Source organism: Endozoicomonas sp. ALD068, from assembly GCF_049310145.1.
GTDB lineage: Bacteria > Pseudomonadota > Gammaproteobacteria > Pseudomonadales > Endozoicomonadaceae > Endozoicomonas_A.
In genome coordinates, this window is sequence record NZ_JBLYNU010000004.1 from 2,584,161 (window position 1) to 2,601,264 (window position 17,104).

12 protein-coding genes are annotated in these 17,104 nt (G+C 50.3%); 8 read left to right on the forward strand and 4 right to left on the reverse strand.

What is annotated here, in order from left to right:
- Positions 1-24 precede the first annotated feature (24 nt).
- The 4 genes from xseA to ACO6V5_RS08880 all read left to right on the forward strand — a co-directional run bounded on the left by xseA (position 25) and on the right by ACO6V5_RS08880 (position 6,332).
- A complete protein-coding gene (gene xseA, locus ACO6V5_RS08865; protein WP_422413537.1) occupies positions 25-1,401 on the forward strand; it encodes an exodeoxyribonuclease VII large subunit in 1,377 nt (458 codons plus the stop codon).
- 143 nt (positions 1,402-1,544) lie between these two features.
- The gene (locus ACO6V5_RS08870; protein WP_422413539.1) at positions 1,545-3,599 is read left to right on the forward strand and encodes a hypothetical protein; all 2,055 of its coding nucleotides are present in this window, start codon (positions 1,545-1,547) and stop codon (positions 3,597-3,599) included.
- A gap of 330 nt (positions 3,600-3,929) precedes the next feature.
- Positions 3,930-6,083 carry a hypothetical protein gene (locus ACO6V5_RS08875; RefSeq protein ID WP_422413541.1) on the forward strand — a complete coding sequence of 718 codons (2,154 nt, stop codon included), beginning with the start codon at positions 3,930-3,932 and terminating at the stop codon, positions 6,081-6,083.
- A gap of 15 nt (positions 6,084-6,098) precedes the next feature.
- The gene (locus tag ACO6V5_RS08880; RefSeq protein WP_422133402.1) at positions 6,099-6,332 is read left to right on the forward strand and encodes a hypothetical protein; all 234 of its coding nucleotides are present in this window, start codon (positions 6,099-6,101) and stop codon (positions 6,330-6,332) included.
- A 439-nt stretch (positions 6,333-6,771) separates the two neighbouring features.
- Here ACO6V5_RS08880 and asd read toward each other — a convergent pair whose 3' ends face one another.
- From asd to leuC, 4 genes are all read right to left on the reverse strand, one after another.
- The gene (gene asd / locus ACO6V5_RS08885) at positions 6,772-7,893 is read right to left on the reverse strand and encodes an aspartate-semialdehyde dehydrogenase (protein ID WP_422133401.1); all 1,122 of its coding nucleotides are present in this window, start codon (positions 7,891-7,893) and stop codon (positions 6,772-6,774) included.
- Between the two features lie 19 nt (positions 7,894-7,912).
- A complete protein-coding gene (gene leuB / locus ACO6V5_RS08890; protein WP_422133400.1) occupies positions 7,913-8,992 on the reverse strand; it encodes a 3-isopropylmalate dehydrogenase in 1,080 nt (359 codons plus the stop codon).
- Positions 8,993-9,212: 220 nt separating this feature from the next.
- Positions 9,213-9,860, reverse strand: coding sequence for a 3-isopropylmalate dehydratase small subunit (gene leuD, locus ACO6V5_RS08895; RefSeq protein WP_422411297.1), 648 nt, complete (start codon positions 9,858-9,860; stop codon positions 9,213-9,215).
- 6 nt (positions 9,861-9,866) lie between these two features.
- Positions 9,867-11,282, reverse strand: a complete 1,416-nt coding sequence (gene leuC / locus ACO6V5_RS08900; RefSeq protein ID WP_422137099.1) for a 3-isopropylmalate dehydratase large subunit — start codon at positions 11,280-11,282, stop codon at positions 9,867-9,869.
- Positions 11,283-11,417: 135 nt separating this feature from the next.
- Between leuC and ACO6V5_RS08905 the strand changes: the two genes are divergently transcribed.
- From ACO6V5_RS08905 to ACO6V5_RS08920, 4 genes are all read left to right on the forward strand, one after another.
- Positions 11,418-12,290, forward strand: coding sequence for a LysR family transcriptional regulator (locus ACO6V5_RS08905; protein ID WP_422133398.1), 873 nt, complete (start codon positions 11,418-11,420; stop codon positions 12,288-12,290).
- A 77-nt stretch (positions 12,291-12,367) separates the two neighbouring features.
- Positions 12,368-13,345, forward strand: a complete 978-nt coding sequence (locus ACO6V5_RS08910) for an MDR family oxidoreductase (protein ID WP_422137753.1) — start codon at positions 12,368-12,370, stop codon at positions 13,343-13,345.
- A 267-nt stretch (positions 13,346-13,612) separates the two neighbouring features.
- On the forward strand, positions 13,613-15,055 hold the full coding sequence (locus ACO6V5_RS08915) for a TrkH family potassium uptake protein (RefSeq protein ID WP_422133396.1): 1,443 nt from the start codon (positions 13,613-13,615) through the stop codon (positions 15,053-15,055).
- 179 nt (positions 15,056-15,234) lie between these two features.
- Positions 15,235-17,040: an AMP-dependent synthetase/ligase gene (locus tag ACO6V5_RS08920; protein ID WP_422137752.1), complete on the forward strand. Its 1,806-nt coding sequence runs from the start codon at positions 15,235-15,237 to the stop codon at positions 17,038-17,040.
- The last annotated feature ends 64 nt before the right edge of the window (positions 17,041-17,104 follow it).

Consider the following 17,104-nt stretch of genomic DNA (forward strand, 5'->3'; position numbering starts at 1 on the left):
AAACACTGTAGCATCAACATTCTCATGCAAGGCCAGAATTTATTTCATGCTGAGCCGGGGTCTCCCGCTCAATCAGACAATCAGCGTCCTCTGACGGTAACAGAGCTGAACAGCCAAACCCGGAGAATGCTGGAAACGCGCTTCGCAAACGTCAGGGTGGAAGGCGAACTTTCCGGCCTTGCCCGACCCGGATCAGGACACTGGTACTTCACCCTTAAAGATGCCAATGCCCAGATTCGCTGTGCGATGTTCAAAAACCGCAATCGCAGCATTCGTTTTGTTCCGGCTGAAGGCATGCAACTGATTGTCAGGGGTCGGGTGAGCCTTTATGAGGGCCGGGGCGACTACCAGCTGATTGTCGATCACATGGAAGAAGGCGGTGCCGGTGCTCTTCAACGTGCTTTTGAGGCGCTTAAGCTGAAGCTGGACAACGAGGGTCTGTTCAATGCGGAGCGGAAAAGGCCCCTGCCTGCCCTGCCCTCCCATATTGGTGTTGTGACCTCTCCAACAGGCGCGGCTATCCGCGACATCCTGGCGGTATTAAAAAGACGCTTCCCCTCCATACCCATCACAGTCATTCCCAGTTCGGTTCAAGGGAAAGAAGCCGCCGACGAGCTGGTCAGATGCATTGAAATGGCCAATCGCAGTGGGTTGTTTGACGTTTTGATTGTCGGTCGTGGGGGTGGTTCACTGGAAGACCTCTGGCCTTTCAATGAGGAAAGAGTCGCCAGAGCCATAGCGGCTTCTGAAGTTCCCGTGGTCAGTGCTGTGGGCCATGAAATTGATTTTACCATTGCTGATTTTGTCGCTGATTACCGGGCACCGACGCCATCGGCGGCAGCTGAAGTACTCAGTCCGGACCAACAGGATATTCTCAATAAGCTCGGTCTGCTGAATCGAAAGCTACAGACTCTGATGAAGCATCGTCTGCAGGCCCTGTCCCAGCGGCTTGATAACACCAGTCTGCGCCTGCGTCATCCGGGGGAACGCCTGAGAGAGCTCAACCAGCGGCTGAAAGATCTGGACATTCGTCTGCAACAATCGATGACCATAGCCCTTCAGGCTCAGGCTGCAAAGTATCAAAGGCTAAACGACAGGCTTTTACAGTCTTCACCTTCAAGACGCATTGAGCGGCTGCAAGGAGAGTTGAATCTGCTGAAAAGCCAGCTTGATTCATTTCTGCAGGTACTTTTAAAACAGAAAGAAAATCGCTTGAAACAACTGACAGGCATGCTGGATGCTGTCAGCCCTCTGGCAACCCTGTCTCGAGGCTACAGCATTGTCGCCAGAGGCGATGAATTTATTCGGGATGCCGGACAACTGACTGAAGGTGAACAGGTGACAGCCCGATTCAGCCAGGGTTCAGCAGACTGTCAGGTGATTAAGATTCACAAATCGTAGGCGTTTTGCAACACCTTCTTGATGAAAAAGATAAAGAAACACTCTTGTTTTCTTAATGTATCCTTCTTCTCTGTAAACCAGAGGGCAAGGATAGAATTATTAAACAATCACTTTTTGCGGCACTGCTGTTACTGTCGTTTTCTGTGGTCTGCCCATCAGTCACTGTAGACACAAACGGCAATGTAGGACCAGGCTCATCACCTGATGACAAACGACACAAACCTGATAGTCAGGAAGTGCAAGCGAATCTTATAGAGTCAATTTCCTGGCCATGGCGTTACGCGACGAATCTGCTGGTTGCTTATGAGCTCATTCTGACTACCAGAGACGCCTCTCCAGGCTCAAACCCTCATTCACCCATAGCTGTAGAAGCAGTTTTCACTGTTGGCTGGCTTTTAAAAAGCTATTGGAATGCCAATTCACTACTGTTTAACCCAATTGAGCAACAAGAGGCGAGTCAAAATCACCGACTTGCTATCACCGCCGTGATGCCAGGCTCGGAACAAGGCCCACCTCCCTATCAACCATCAGAATCATCAGGCCAGGGTGCCCCACAAACCAGCACTTACACCAGAGGCTATTTCACCAGTCTCCTGTTTTCTGACTCTGCCGACGGTGACGAGGGTCCTGAACAACACCTGCATACTTTGGGTTTAAATTGTTATATCTATCCCTGTAATGGTGTTTGTCGATTCCGACAATCTTCCGACCCATCCGATAGCGTAGAGCCAGGTTGTGAAGAAAGTTCGACATACGACACTGAAGAAACATCCGGAAAAAGTGCATGCTCCCACCTGGCCAGTAGACACTGTTATCGTTGCGGCCCTGTAGACGGGGTCGCCTTAGACGGGGTCGCAGACTCAACAGGTGCAGGGGCCGCCAGTACAATTGACACTACCGGGCGAGCAACCTGCAACGTAATCTTAGTCGGCGAGGATGGCCAACTGTGGCAATGCCGGAAAGTCTACAAGAATGAAAAAACACTTTTGTCTCACAAAAACCAATACCATAGCGGGCAAAAAACCTGTTACGTCACAATAGTCGGGGAGGATGGGCAGCCAAGGCCTTGCGGAATGGTCTGCCAGAATGTTGTAGCCCTCAAGTATCACAGGAGAAGCGTCCACACCAGGCAACAAACCTGTAACGAAACCATAGTTGGGCAAGATGGCCAGCACCGACCATGCGAAAAAAACTACAATAGTCTTCAAGCCCTGTCGAATCACAAAAACTTATACCACAGCGGGGAAAAAACCTGCGGCGTAAAAGTAGTCGGAAAGGATGGCCAGCCACGACCATGCGGAATGGTCTACAGAAGTGTTGGTGCCCTGTCGAGTCACAAAAGTAGATTCCATACCGGGCAAAAAACCTGTGTCATGATGGTGCTCGGGAAGAATGGCCGGTCGCAGCCATGCGGAACACTCTGCAGCAATGCTAAAGCCCTGTCAGCTCACAAAACCGCTCTCCATAGCAGGCAACGAACCTGTGACGTAACCGTGATCGGGGAAGATGGCCAGCCTCACCGATGCAGGACGCTCTGCAAAAGTTCTAAAGCCCTGACGGATCACAAAAGAACCTTCCATACTGGACAACAAACCTGTGACGCAACCTTAGTTGGGGAAGATGGCCAGAAGCGACTATGCGGGACAGTCTGCAAGAATGCTCAAACTCTGTCTAATCACAAATGCAGAATGCACAGCGGGAAACGAACTTGTGGAGTGACCATGGCCGGAGAGGACGGCCAGCAGCAGGCATGCGGAAAGGTCTACAAGAGTTATCAGGACCTGAGGAATCACATAAGAAAAGATCACACCGGGCAACAAACCTGTAAGGAAACTGTCATTGGGAAGGATGGGCAGCAGCGGCCGTGCGGGGCGGTGTATAAGAATGCTATGTGCCTGTCGAGTCACAAAAGCACATACCATAGCGGACCAAAAACTTGCGACTTAACACTCATCGGAGTGGATGGCCGACCATGGCCATGCAGAAAGCTCTTCAATAATTCCTATGCCCTATCGACCCACAAAAGAAGAGACCACAGCGAACCACAGACCTGCGATGTGACAGTGATCGGCGAGGATGGTCTGCAGAGACCATGCGGGACTGTCTGCAAGAGTGCTTTTGACCTGTCGAATCATAAAAGAAGACATCGAAAACGCCAGCTTGTTGATGTAAACCGGAACAATCACCTCAATCCTTGAAATGGCACCCGCCCTTGAGGGGGTATCGCAAAATTCCCTTGTCGCCAGAGGCGATGAATTTATTCGGGATGCCGGACAACTGACTGGAGGTGAACGGGTGACGGCCCGATTCAGCCAGGGTTCAGCAGACTGTCAGGTGATTGAGATCCACAAATCCTGGTTGTTGGCGTTTTACAACGCCTTCTTGATGAAAAAGATAAAGAAACACTCTTGTGTTCTTAATCTATCCTTCTTCTCTGTAAACCACAGGGCAAGGATAGAATTATTAAACACTCACTTTTTGCGGCACTGCTGTTACTGTCGTTTTCTGTCGTCTGCCAGACTAAAGCGTTGGCAAGACGTTTTGTTATCGAGGTTGAACAGAATGCAGATTTTCCCGATCATAACTTTTCTATAAAGCTTAACCGACCAACATTTTCAGGCAACCCATCAGACATTGTCGACACAAACGGCAATGTAGAGCCAGACTCATCAGCTGATATAAAACGACAAGTGCCTTACAGTCAAAAAATGAAAGCGACTCTTGTAGAGTCGATTTCGTGGCCATGGCTTTATGCGACGAATCTGCTGGTTGCTTGTGAGTTCATTCTGACCACCAGAGATGCCTCTCCAAGCTCAAACCCTTATTCATCCTTAGCTATAGAAGCAGTTATCACCGTTGGTTGGCTTTTAAAAAGCTATTGGAACGCCAATTCACTGCTGTTTAACTCTACTGAGCAACAGGAAGCGAGTGAAAATTACCGGCTTGCTATCACTGCTGTGATGCCAGGCTCTGAACAAGGCCAACCCTATTATCAAGCACCGGAATCATCAGGACGTGCTCCACAAGCCAGCACTTACAGCACAGGCTATTTCACCAGTCTTCTGTTTTCTGACTCTGCCGACGGTGACGAAGATCCTGAACAACACCTGCATACTTTGGGTTTAAATTGTTATACCTATCCCTGTAATGGTGTTTGTCGATTCCGACAATCTTCCGACTTATCCGACAGCATAGAGCCAGATTCTGAAGAAAGTTCGACATACGACACTGAAGAAACATCCGGAGAAAGTTCATGCTCCCACGTGGCCAATAAACACTGCTATCGTTGCAGCTCTGTAGACGGGGTCGCCTCAGACGGGGTCGCCTCAGACGGGGTCGCAGACTCAATAGGTCCAGCCGCAGCCGGTACAACTGAATCTGACCGGCGAGCAACCTGCAACGTGATCTTAGTCGGCGAAGATGGCCAACTGCGGCAATGCCGGAAGGTCTTTAAGAATCAAAAAATACTTTTGTCTCACAAAAACAGATACCATACCGGACAAAGAACCTGTGGCGTTACACTCGTCGGGGAGGATAGCCAGCCAGGGCCATGCGGAACGGTCTGCCAGAATGCTGCAGCTCTCGCGTATCACAAAAGAAGTGTCCACACCGGGCAACAAACCTGTAACCTGACCATGGTTGGGAAAGACCGCCAGCAGCGACCATGCGGAAAGTCTTACAGCAGTCTTCAAGCCCTGTCGAATCACAAAAGCTTATGCCATAGCGGGGAAAAAATCTGTCACGTAAAAGTAGTCGGAAAGGATGGCCAGCCACAACCATGCGGAATGGTCTACCGAAATATTGGTGCCCTGTCGGATCACAAAAAAAGATGCCATACCGGGCAAAAAACCTGTGTCGTGATGGTGATCGGGAAGAATGGTCAGCCGCAGCCATGCGGGGCAGTCTGCAGCAATGCTAAAGCCCTGTCAGCTCACAAAAACAATCACCATAGCGGGCAACGAAGCTGTGGCGTAAACGTGATCGGGGACGATGGCAAGCCTCGCCGGTGCGGGGCGCACTGCAGAAATTCTAAAGCCCTGGCGGATCACAAAAGAACCTTCCATACTGGACAACAAACCTGTGACGCAACCCTAGTTGAGAAAGATGGCCAGAAGCGACTATGCGGGGTAGTCTGCAGAAACGCTCAAAAACTGTCGAGTCACAAAAGCAGATTCCACAGCGGGAAACGAATCTGTGGCGTGGCCGTGGCCGGAGAGGATGGCCAGCAGCAGCCATGCGGCAAGACCTACAAGAATTCTCAGGACCTGAGTGATCACATAAGAAGAGATCACACCAGGCAACAAACCTGTAAGGAAACTGTCATTGGGAAGGATGGGCAGCGGCGGCCATGCGGGTCGGTGTGTAAAAGTGCTTCAAGCCTGTCTATTCACAAAAGCACATACCATACCGGACCAAAAACCTGCAACCTGACACAAGTCGGTAAGGATGGCCGACCATGGCCATGCGAAAAGCTCTTCGATAATGCCAAAGCCCTGTCGAACCACAAAAGGAAAGACCATAGCGAACCACAAACCTGCGATATGACAGTGGTCTCAGAGGGTGGTCTGCAGAGACCATGCGGGACGGTCTGCAAGAACGCTTTTGACTTGACGAATCATAAAAGAATACATCGAAAACACAAGCTTGCTGATGTAAACCGGAACAATGACCTAACTCCTTGAAATCACCTCCTTGAAATGACACCCGCCCTTCAGAGGGTGTCGCAAAACTCTCTCCGGCGTGGGAACGCGCTGACTCCCGTCATTGCCGGCTTCATTCTCGTCATTCCCGCGAAGGCGGGAATCCACACTGACTCTCCACCAGAACCATACTGCCCGGTGTCCCCCTGGCCTTGTCATCCCCGAGAAGGCAGAGATCCACCGTTGGCGCTGGATTCCCGCCTTCGCGGGAATGACGACTTCAGAGCGTGAGAACGAGCTGTTGAAGTTTTGCGACACCCTCTTAGGAGCCTGACCGAGAATAGCGCCCGTAGCGAGGACGGCAGAAAATTGAGGATGAAAATTCGGTTTTGTGAGGAGAATAGCGAGCTATTTGACGAACAAAAGCGGATTTTCAGACCAATTTGCTGCCGCCGCAGTAGGGCAGTCTATTCTCGGTCAGGCTCTTAGTGAAGAAGACACAAAAACACTCTTATTATCTTGATCTATCCTTCAACTCTTTAAACCGGAAGGCTGACCTGGAATGGTGCCCGTTCTCGCTACGGGCGGACCATATAAGCCTCCTGGAGAAGTGCTACCCGAAATTCTTGAAGAGTTTCGCCGAAACCCTGGGCAACAGAAGGACCCCACCAAGTAGCTCAACTCAGACATTTAGCAGATCGCCAGCCAGAAAACTGGCTGGCCAGAAGGATCAGAGCAAAATTCCCAACATCCGACGCAGAGGCTCTGCAGCCCCCCACAACAACTGGTCACCTACCGTAAAGGCAGACAGATATTCAGGACCCATATTCAATTTGCGAATACGACCCACGGGAATATCCAGACTGCCGGTCACCGCTGCCGGTGTCAGCTTCTCCATGGTCACCTCACGATCATTGGGAATCAGAGAAACCCAATCGTTGGCATTGGCAACAAGGCTTTCGATATCAGCTATTGGCACATTTTTGTTCAGCTTGATGGTCAACGCCTGACTGTGGCAACGCATGGCACCGACACGAACACAGACACCATCAACCGGCACCAGAGCCTGACCGTCCAGACCGAGAATCTTATTGGTCTCTGCCTGAGCTTTCCACTCCTCACGGCTCTGCCCGTTCTCCAGTTGACGATCAATGTAAGGAATCAGACTGCCTGCCAGAGGCACCCCGAACTCACTTTGTGGTAAATCCGAGCTGCGCAGCAGATCAGATGTCTTACGATCAATATCAAGAATGGCACTGGCTGGATCGGCCAGCTCCCGGGCAACGTTATCGCGAATCACACCCATCTGAGCGATCAATTCACGCATGTTTCGGGCACCGGCGCCACTGGCAGCCTGATAAGTCATGGCGCTGACCCAGTCCACCAGCCCCTCACGAAACAGACCACCAATGGCCATCAGCATCAGGCTGACAGTACAGTTACCACCGATAAAATTCCTGACACCGGCATCAATGGCCCGATCGATAACAGGACGATTGACCGGATCCAAAACAATAACACTGTCGTCCTTCATCCTCAGAGAAGAAGCGGCATCAATCCAGTAGCCGTGCCAACCACTGTCACGCAATGGCTGAATAACCTTATTGGTGTAATCGCCACCCTGACAGGAAATAATGATATCCATAGCGGCCAGCGCTTCAATTGAGTGAGCGTCCTGAAGCGCTGTAGCAGGTCTGCCCGCATCCTGACCTACGAGTGGACCAGGCTGACCCTGCTGGGAAGTGGTAAAGAAGACCGGGTCAATATTCGCAAAGTCGTTTTCTTCACGCATACGATCCATCAAAACCGAGCCGACCATTCCCCGCCAGCCAACAAAACCGACCTTTTTCATAACTAGCCTCCCTAAATGCTCAACCCTTCAAACAAGCCACTAAGGCATCGCCCATTTCAGAGGTGCTTACCTGTTTGCAACCTGCTGATGCAATATCTCCGGTACGCAGTCCCTGATCCAGAACATCGCTGACGGCTTTTTCAATCGCATCTGCCGCTGCAATTTCCCCCAGGGAGTATCGGAGCAGCATCGCCAGAGAAAGAATCTGAGCCAGCGGGTTCGCTTTACCCTGACCGGCAATGTCCGGGGCAGAACCATGCACAGGCTCATACATCCCCTGGTTGGCTTCGTTCAGGGAAGCCGATGGCAACATACCAATGGAGCCGGTCAACATAGCAGCACAGTCGCTGAGAATGTCGCCAAACATGTTGCCGGTGACCATTACATCAAACTGTTTGGGTTCACGCACCAGCTGCATTGCCGCATTATCAACATACATATGGCTCAGTTCCACATCGGTGTAGTCAGAGCCCATATCTGACACTATTTCACGCCAGAGAGCGGTCACTTCAAGCACATTGGATTTATCAACCGATGTCAGTCGACCACCACGCTTTTGAGCCGCTTCAAAAGCCACTTTGGCAATACGCTTGATTTCAGATTCACGGTAGACATAGGTGTTGTAACCTTCCCGCTCTCCGCTCTCGAGGGTACGAACACCTCTTGGCTCACCAAAGTAGATACCACCGGTCAGTTCACGGACGATCAGAATATCCAGACCCGCCACCCGTTCGTGCTTGAGACTGGATGCTTCTGCCAACTGGGGAAACAGCATTGCTGGTCGCAGATTGGCGAACAGTCCCATTTCGGAACGCAGCTTCAGCAGTCCACGCTCAGGACGGTTCATCATCGGCTGGTCATCCCACTTGGGACCACCCACAGAACCAAAGAGAATCGCGTCAGATTTTTTCGCTTCGGCCAGAGTCTCGTCGGTCAGGGGAACACCATGAACATCCAGCGAAGCACCACCCACCAGACCTTCACTGATTTCAATAGCCAACCCAAAGCGGGTTTTAACGACATCCAGAACTTTCAGCGCTTCTGCCACAATCTCAGGGCCAATGCCGTCACCGGGCAGGCATAAAATCTGTTTACTCACTTCCCTTTACCTCTCATTAAAAACAGTGTTTTGTAAGCTCGATTTGACACTGGGCAGGCTGTTGAAAAACTCCCCCAGGGCTCCGGCGGCTGTCACAAAAAGCTGATTCCCACGCTCTCAGGCCCTTTGGACCCCGGCGCGGGAGTGAGAGCTTTGCAATAGCCTCTGATGTATGGGAGCAAGAGTCGACTTACTTTGTTATTTGTTAAACTGGCAAAATTTAATGAATAGCATCAAAAAGCCAGGGCTGACTGTTGCGATGGCGCCCTTCAAAGGCTTTGATCGCATCAGCGTCCTGCAATGTCAGACCTATGTCGTCCAGACCATTGAGCAGACAGTGACGTCTGAACTCATCAATCGAAAAGCTGAGTTCACTGCCATCAGGCTTGATCACTTTTTCACGTTCCAGATCCACTTTCAGCTGATAGCCTTCCTGCGCATCAATTTCACTGAACAGCTCGTCAACAGCCTCTTCCGAGAGAGTGATCGGCAGAATGCCATTTTTGAAACAGTTATTGTAAAAAATATCAGCAAAGCTCGGCGCAATGACGCAGCGAAAACCAAAATCATCCAGAGCCCATGGAGCGTGCTCCCGACTGGAGCCACAACCAAAGTTTTGACGGGCGATCAGTACCGATGCCCCCTGATAACGATCCTGATTCAGCACAAAGTCAGGATTCACCGGACGCTTTGAACAATCCTGGCCGGGCTGGCCCTCATCAAGGTAGCGCAACTCATCAAACAGATTGGGACCAAAGCCAATGCGCTTGATGGACTTGAGAAACTGCTTGGGAATGATCATGTCGGTATCAACATTGGCACGATCAAGAGGTGCTACCAAACCTTTATGAATAGTAAATGCCTTCATGGTGTCTTAAGCCCCCTGCCCCATCATCTGACGCACATCAACAAAATGGCCGGTTACCGCAGCCGCTGCGGCCATAGCCGGGCTTACCAGATGGGTTCGACCACCAAAACCCTGACGACCTTCAAAATTGCGGTTTGAAGTGGATGCGCAATGCTCACCGGCACCCAGTTTGTCGGCATTCATGGCCAGACACATGGAGCAGCCCGGCTCACGCCATTGCAGACCGGCCGCTTCAAAGATTTTGTCCAACCCTTCATTTTCTGCCTGTTCTTTTACCAGACCCGAGCCCGGGACAACCAGAGCTTCCTTAACGGTGTCAGCTACCTTTCGACCTTTTACGACAGCAGCCGCCTCTCTGAGGTCTTCAATTCTGGAGTTAGTACAGGAACCAATGAAAACACGATCAACAGGGATATCCGTGATCGGCATGCCTGCTGTCAGCCCCATGTACTCGAGGGCTCTTGCATAACCTTCCGCATCTGCCGGGGACGGTACATTAGCATCCACAGGCAGAACCATTTCAGGTGAGGTACCCCAGGTCACCTGAGGTTTGATGTCTTCACCTTTTAAAACAACCACTTCATCAAAAACAGCATCAGCATCAGAGTGCAGATCGGACCAGGCCTCTACCGCCTTGTTCCAGAGCTCACCTTTGGGTGCAAAAGGACGACCTTTTACATAATCGACCGTGGTCTGATCGACCGCAACCATACCTGCACGGGCACCTGCTTCAATAGCCATATTGCAGACAGTCATTCGACCTTCCATACTCATGGCTCGCAGAACGTCGCCACCAAATTCGACAGCAAAGCCGGTACCACCAGCGGTTCCGATCTTGCCAATAATGGCCAGAACCACGTCTTTCGGCGTAACACCCAAACCCAGCTCGCCATCAACACGCACCAGCATGTTTTTCATTTTCTTGGCAACCAGGCACTGGGTAGCCATGACGTGTTCGACTTCGGAGGTACCAATACCATGGGCCAGCGCGCCGAAAGCACCGTGAGTAGAGGTATGGGAATCACCACAGACTACGGTCATACCTGGCAGAGTTGCGCCCTGTTCAGGACCCACAACATGGACAATCCCCTGGCGGGTATCCATCATATCGAACTGGACGATATCGAAATCGTGGCAATTATCATCCAGCGTTTTAACCTGAATTTTCGAGATAGGATCTTCGATACCATCAATGCCGGTTTTGCGCTCATTAACGGTAGTTGGCACATTATGATCAGGCGTTGCCAGGTTGGCATCAATTCGCCAGGGTCGGCGGCCAGCAAGACGCAGACCTTCAAACGCCTGGGGAGAGGTGACTTCATGAAGTAGCTGTCGATCAATGTAGATCAAAGACGAACCATCGTCTCGTTGACGAACAAGGTGGTTGTCCCACAACTTGTCATAGAGCGTCTTACCTGCCATTGGTTGAATCCTCATTACAGCGTTTCCGTTTTATGGGTATCCTAGAACGACAGAACAGATTACTCAAATTCATCTTTTTCATGCTATTAATAACTATAAGTTATCAATCATTTACCCCTTACAAAAAACTGAACCATGGATATACCCAGCCTCACCGCATTTCTGACCGTTGCTGAGTGCAAGTCTTTCTCCCAGGCGGCAGAAAAGCTGCATTTAACCCAGCCGGCCGTCAGCAAGCGCATTGCTTCGCTTGAGAGCCAATTAGGCACCCAGTTATTTGATCGCATGGGTCGACAGATCAATTTGAACGAAGCTGGACGCATCCTTATGCCCAAAGCCAGACAAATGCTGGACTTGATGAAGGACTCCCGTCAGGAAATCAGTAACCTGAAGACTCAGGTAAAAGGGACTCTGGCCATAGCCACCAGTCACCATATAGGCTTACGCAGGCTCCCTGACATCTTGAGGGAATACTCCCGCCGCTACCCGGATGTCAAGCTCGACATTCGCTTTGTGGATTCGGAGGTGGCTTATGAAATGCTGAGTCGTGGTGAAATTGAATTCGGTATCGTAACACTCTCTCCTGACAACCCGGATCGATTTGAATCCCGTCTGGTCTGGAATGACCCGCTGATTTTTATGGCGGCCAGAGACCACCCCTTATCCAGCCTGAAAAAAGTCACCACCCAGCAGTTAAGTGAACATCAGGCAATTCTGCCAAGCTCAAACACATTCACTCACCGGCTGGTTCGCACACTGTTTGAAGAAGAAGGTCTGTCTTTGCAAACCACCATGTCTTCCAATTACCTCGAAACAATCCGTATGCTGGCTTCCATCGGCCTGGCATGGACCATTTTGCCCGCCTCGATGCTGGACGACGATCTCATTGCATTGAACACACAATGCCATACGCCTTCAAGAAAGTTGGGGTATATCATCCACAAAGAGCGAACCCTGTCGAATGCGGCCAATGCGCTTCTGGACCTTCTGAATCAGGAAACCGGCTGATCATTGTTATTCGCCAACTTGTCCCTATAATTCCACTATCGATTTCACTACCTTTCACAGAACTGACGGGGTGTTGTATGTTCAAGGCGCTGTTGCTGGAGCAGGAAGGCCAAGCCACTGTATCTTCTGTCCGGGAACTGGACGACAGTCGTTTACCCGAAGGGGAGGTCACGGTAGCCGTCGAATATTCCTCGCTGAACTATAAGGACGGTCTGGCCATCACTGGCAAGGGCAAGATTATCCGCAACTTTCCCATGGTACCGGGCATTGATTTTGCGGGTACAGTCATTGATTCTGACAATCCTGAATTTTCAGAAGGTGACAAAGTTATCCTCACCGGCTGGGGCGTGGGTGAAAACCACTGGGGTGGTATGTCTGAAAGAGCCAGGGTCAAAGCCAGTCAACTGGTAAAAATGCCAAAGGGACTCAACAGCCAGAAAGCCATGATGATCGGCACAGCAGGTCTGACAGCAATGTTGTGCGTAATGGCTCTGGAACACTCAGGTGTCACACCTGAAAAAGGTGAAATTCTGGTCACCGGTGCCAGTGGTGGCGTGGGCAGTACTTCTGTCGCCCTGCTGGCAAAATTGCATTACGATGTTGTCGCTGTATCAGGTCGTCCGGAAAACTCCGGCATGCTGGTCAACCTGGGAGCCAAACTGATCCTGCCAAGAAGCCGTTTTGAGGAGCCAGCCCGCCCGCTGGATAAACAAATGTGGGCGGGTGCAATTGATACGGTTGGCAGCAAGCTGCTCGCCAGGGTTCTCTCAGAAATGAACTATGGCGGTGCCGTTGCAGCCTGTGGACTGGCAGGAGGTTTTGACCTTCCGACTACGGTGATGCCATTCATCTTGAGGGGCGTAAACCTCCAGGGCGTCGACTCTGTGATGTGTCCAACAGAAAAACGTACTCAGGCCTGGGAGCGACTGGTGGACCTGTTACCTGCTGATTTTTACAACTCTGCCTGTCAGGAAGTGACACTGGAAGAAATTGCTGAGTACGCTGAAGCCATCACGGTGGGTCAGGTGACCGGTCGTGTGATCGTGAAAATCTAACCCGTTCTTTTTATAAGTCATTTTTATAAGCAGCCTTTACAAAAGGCATCGAATTTTTCGCTCTGCTGTTTTTCAGCTGACTCATTTTCTCATCCTCTTGATGTTGTCGTGCTGTTCATGATCGCTCCATGAATCTTGCGGCAACATGCTTTCATGGCAAAAATTGAGGATACACTCATTGAAGCCATGTACTGGTATTAACCCCTAATTACTTCGAACCCTTTAAGTGCAATAGTTCGAGGTTTGACTGATTAAACAAAAACAACCATGAATTTGCGCCCCGTTCTGCTTGTCATAGGCCTGTTTCTGATGATGCTGTCAGTATTGATGCTACTGCCAGCCCTGCATGATTTCGTCATTGGCGAGGAAGGAATTTATTCATTCGGCTTGTCGGCCCTGATCACCCTGTTGGCAGGCGCACCACTTTACTACTTTTGTCGTGTACCTGTATTCAGCCTGCAACCAAGGCAAATATTTCTGCTGACCAACGCATCCTGGTTGACACTGAGTGCCTTCGCAGCTCTGCCTCTCTACATACAGCTGGATATCAGCTACACCGACGCATTCTTTGAAACCATGTCCGGGATTACAACCACCGGTTCTACCGTGCTCAGTGGACTTGACCAGATGAATACTGGGGTCCTGCTGTGGCGCTCTCTGCTTCAATGGCTCGGCGGCATTGGCTTTATTGTCCTGGCTGTAGCGGTACTGCCTTTTCTGAAAGTCGGTGGTATGCGTCTGTTCCAAAGCGAATCTTCCGACTGGTCAGACAAAGCCATGCCCCGTTCAGGCAGCATCGCCAAACGTATTGTTTGTATCTACTTGGGCATGACCATTTTTTGTGCGTATCTCTATTTTCTCGGAGGCATGCATGGCTTTGAAGCCATCAACCACGCCATGACCACGCTTTCCACCGGAGGCTACTCAACTTCCGACAGCTCCATGGGTCACTTCAAAAACCCCTTCATTCACTGGGTTGCTATAGTGTTCATGATTTTTGGATCGCTTCCCTTTGTCCTTTTTGTCAAATTTCTCAGGGGTGATTCTCAGTCTTTGTTGAGGGATAACCAGGTTCAGGCTTTTCTCAAATTCCTGCTCATACTCTGGGGCTTTTTGACTCTGCGACTGTTTATAAACAGTGATTATTCACTGCTCAAGTCTTTGACCCTGGTCGCCTTTAATACTACTTCTGTGATCACGACGACAGGTTTCGCATTGACTGACTACGAGTCATGGGGAGGGTTTGCAGCCGCCCTCTTCCTCTGCCTGACGGTCATTGGTGGCTGCTCAGGCTCCACAGCAGGAGGAATAAAGGTTTTCCGTTTTCAGATTGCAGCACGTTTGCTGGGCATTCAACTGAAACAACTGGCTCATCCGAGAGCCTGTTTTGTACAAAGCTACAACGGCCATCAAATCAGTAGCGACATATTGAGATCTCTGATCGCTTTCTGCTTCTTTTTCGCACTCCTGACCACTATTCTCACCCTGCTTTTGAGCTTTCTGGGGCTGGATCTTGTCACCAGTCTCAGTGGTGCATTGACAGCAGTTGCCAACGTAGGACCCGGACTTGGAGATATTATCGGACCTGCGGGCAACTTTTCATCACTGCCTGATGCCGCCAAATGGTTCCTGAGCGTGGGAATGCTGCTAGGCAGACTGGAAGTTATTACCGTTTTGGTACTCTTCACTCCAGCATTCTGGAAGCACTAGAAAACTGATATAAATCAAATAGTATTTATCGTTACTGCTGTAATATTCTTCGCCGCAAACGAAAGCATTGAAAGCAGGCTGCAACCTGTTTGATGCTAAATAAAATCAGCCATAAGCAGAAAGTGTCGTTTTTTGAACCGAGAAAACAGTCACTTCTATAATATGTATATTGCTTGCCAATGAATGATAATCCTCCGTCGCACCTTGTCAGCCTGATTCGTCAGCGCTCAAATAACCATTCCCGTCAAACGGCTATTCGTTTCTCTGAAAATCATCAATGGCAATCCATGAACTGGCAGCAGCTCGGAGAAAAGATCGATTGCGTTTCCCGCTCTCTGCTAACAGACAATCTGCCGATTCAGACTAATATCGGGATCTGGTCACAGAACCTTCCCGAATGGACTATTGCAGACCTTGGCATTTTGCAGACTCGCTGCGTCACTGTGCCCATTTACCCAACCAATACCGCTGAGCAGGCTCGCTACATTATTGAAGATGCCGGAATTTCCATTTTGTTTGTCGGCGAACAGGAGCAGTTCGATAGCGCGCTGAAGCTTCTGGACCATTGTGAATGTCTGGAGAAAGTTATTGTATTTGACTCCCGGACTAACCTGAAAGGCTGCGATAAAGCACTGTATTTCAGTGATTTTATGGCCAGTGCTCCCACTGAGTCCGAATTATTGACAGAACGCCTGAAAAATCAGGCTCTGGACGACCTCTACACCCTGATCTATACCTCGGGCACCACCGGTCAACCAAAAGGCGTTATGCTCGATTACAACAGCATCGGTGCATCGTTTGAGTCACATGATCTTCTGATTCATATTGACCATACCGATGTATCCATAGCGTTTTTGCCTCTGAGCCATATTTTTGAAAGGGCCTGGAGTTATTACGTTCTGACCCGGGGCGCTGTTAACTGCTACCTGAAAGATCCGACCAAAATTGCAGAAATATTGCCCACACTGAAGCCAACGGTGGTCTGTGCAGTACCACGCTTCTACGAGAAGATTTATACCGGCGTGAACACCATGGTACAAAAGGGCTCTCCGCTTAAGCGCTTTATTTTCAAGACGGCTATGAAAGTCGGTCTCACCACCATGGAATTGAAGCGCCAGGGCAAGACAGTACCCGGTTATCTGACAAGCCTGAACCAGCTGGCTGACAGAATGGTGTTCAGCAAAATCAAAGAAAAGCTGGGAGGGCGTATCCGTTTCATGCCCTGTGGTGGTGCCCGGCTGGATGACGAAATCAACCGTTTTTTCCATGCCCTTGGCATCAATGTCAAAGTGGGTTATGGCATGACTGAAACCACGGCAACTGTTACCTGCTTTCGCGATACGGGTTACCAGTTTGGCAGCTGCGGCTCACCGCTCCCCGGCACTCAGGTTAAAATCGGGCAGGAAGGCGAGATACTGGTGAAAGGCCCAACCGTCATGCGCGGCTACTACAAAAAGCCGGATGAAACAGCCAAAGCCTTTGATGCCGATGGCTGGCTAAAAACCGGCGATGCAGGTCTGATCGATGAGACAGGGCAGCTTCGCATCACCGAGCGCATCAAGGAGCTGATGAAAACGTCCAACGGCAAATATATTGCACCTCAATACATAGAAGGCACTTTGGGCAAGGATCGGTTTATTGAACAGGTTGCCATCATTGCTGATGCCAAAAACTATGTTTCTGCTTTGATAGTACCTGCTTTTGAAGCATTGGAAGAGTATGCAAAAAGCACTGACCTGAAATACGAAAACAAAATGGATCTGATCCGCAATGCGGATATCCGGGCTATGTTCCAGAAACGCCTGGATCACATTCAGAAAGAACTGGCCCGGTACGAGCAGGTTAAGAAATTCACTCTGCTGCCTCGTGAATTCTCCATCGAAACGGGAGAGATCACGCCAACACTGAAATTGCGCAGAAAGATTATCATGGAACGTTTCCGCAAGGAAATCGAAGCCATGTACCAACCGGTCACGTCACCCTGACACCAAGGCAGGCCATTCTCAAAACGGATGGCCTCTTAATGCTGCAGTGGAAAGCCCTACTTGG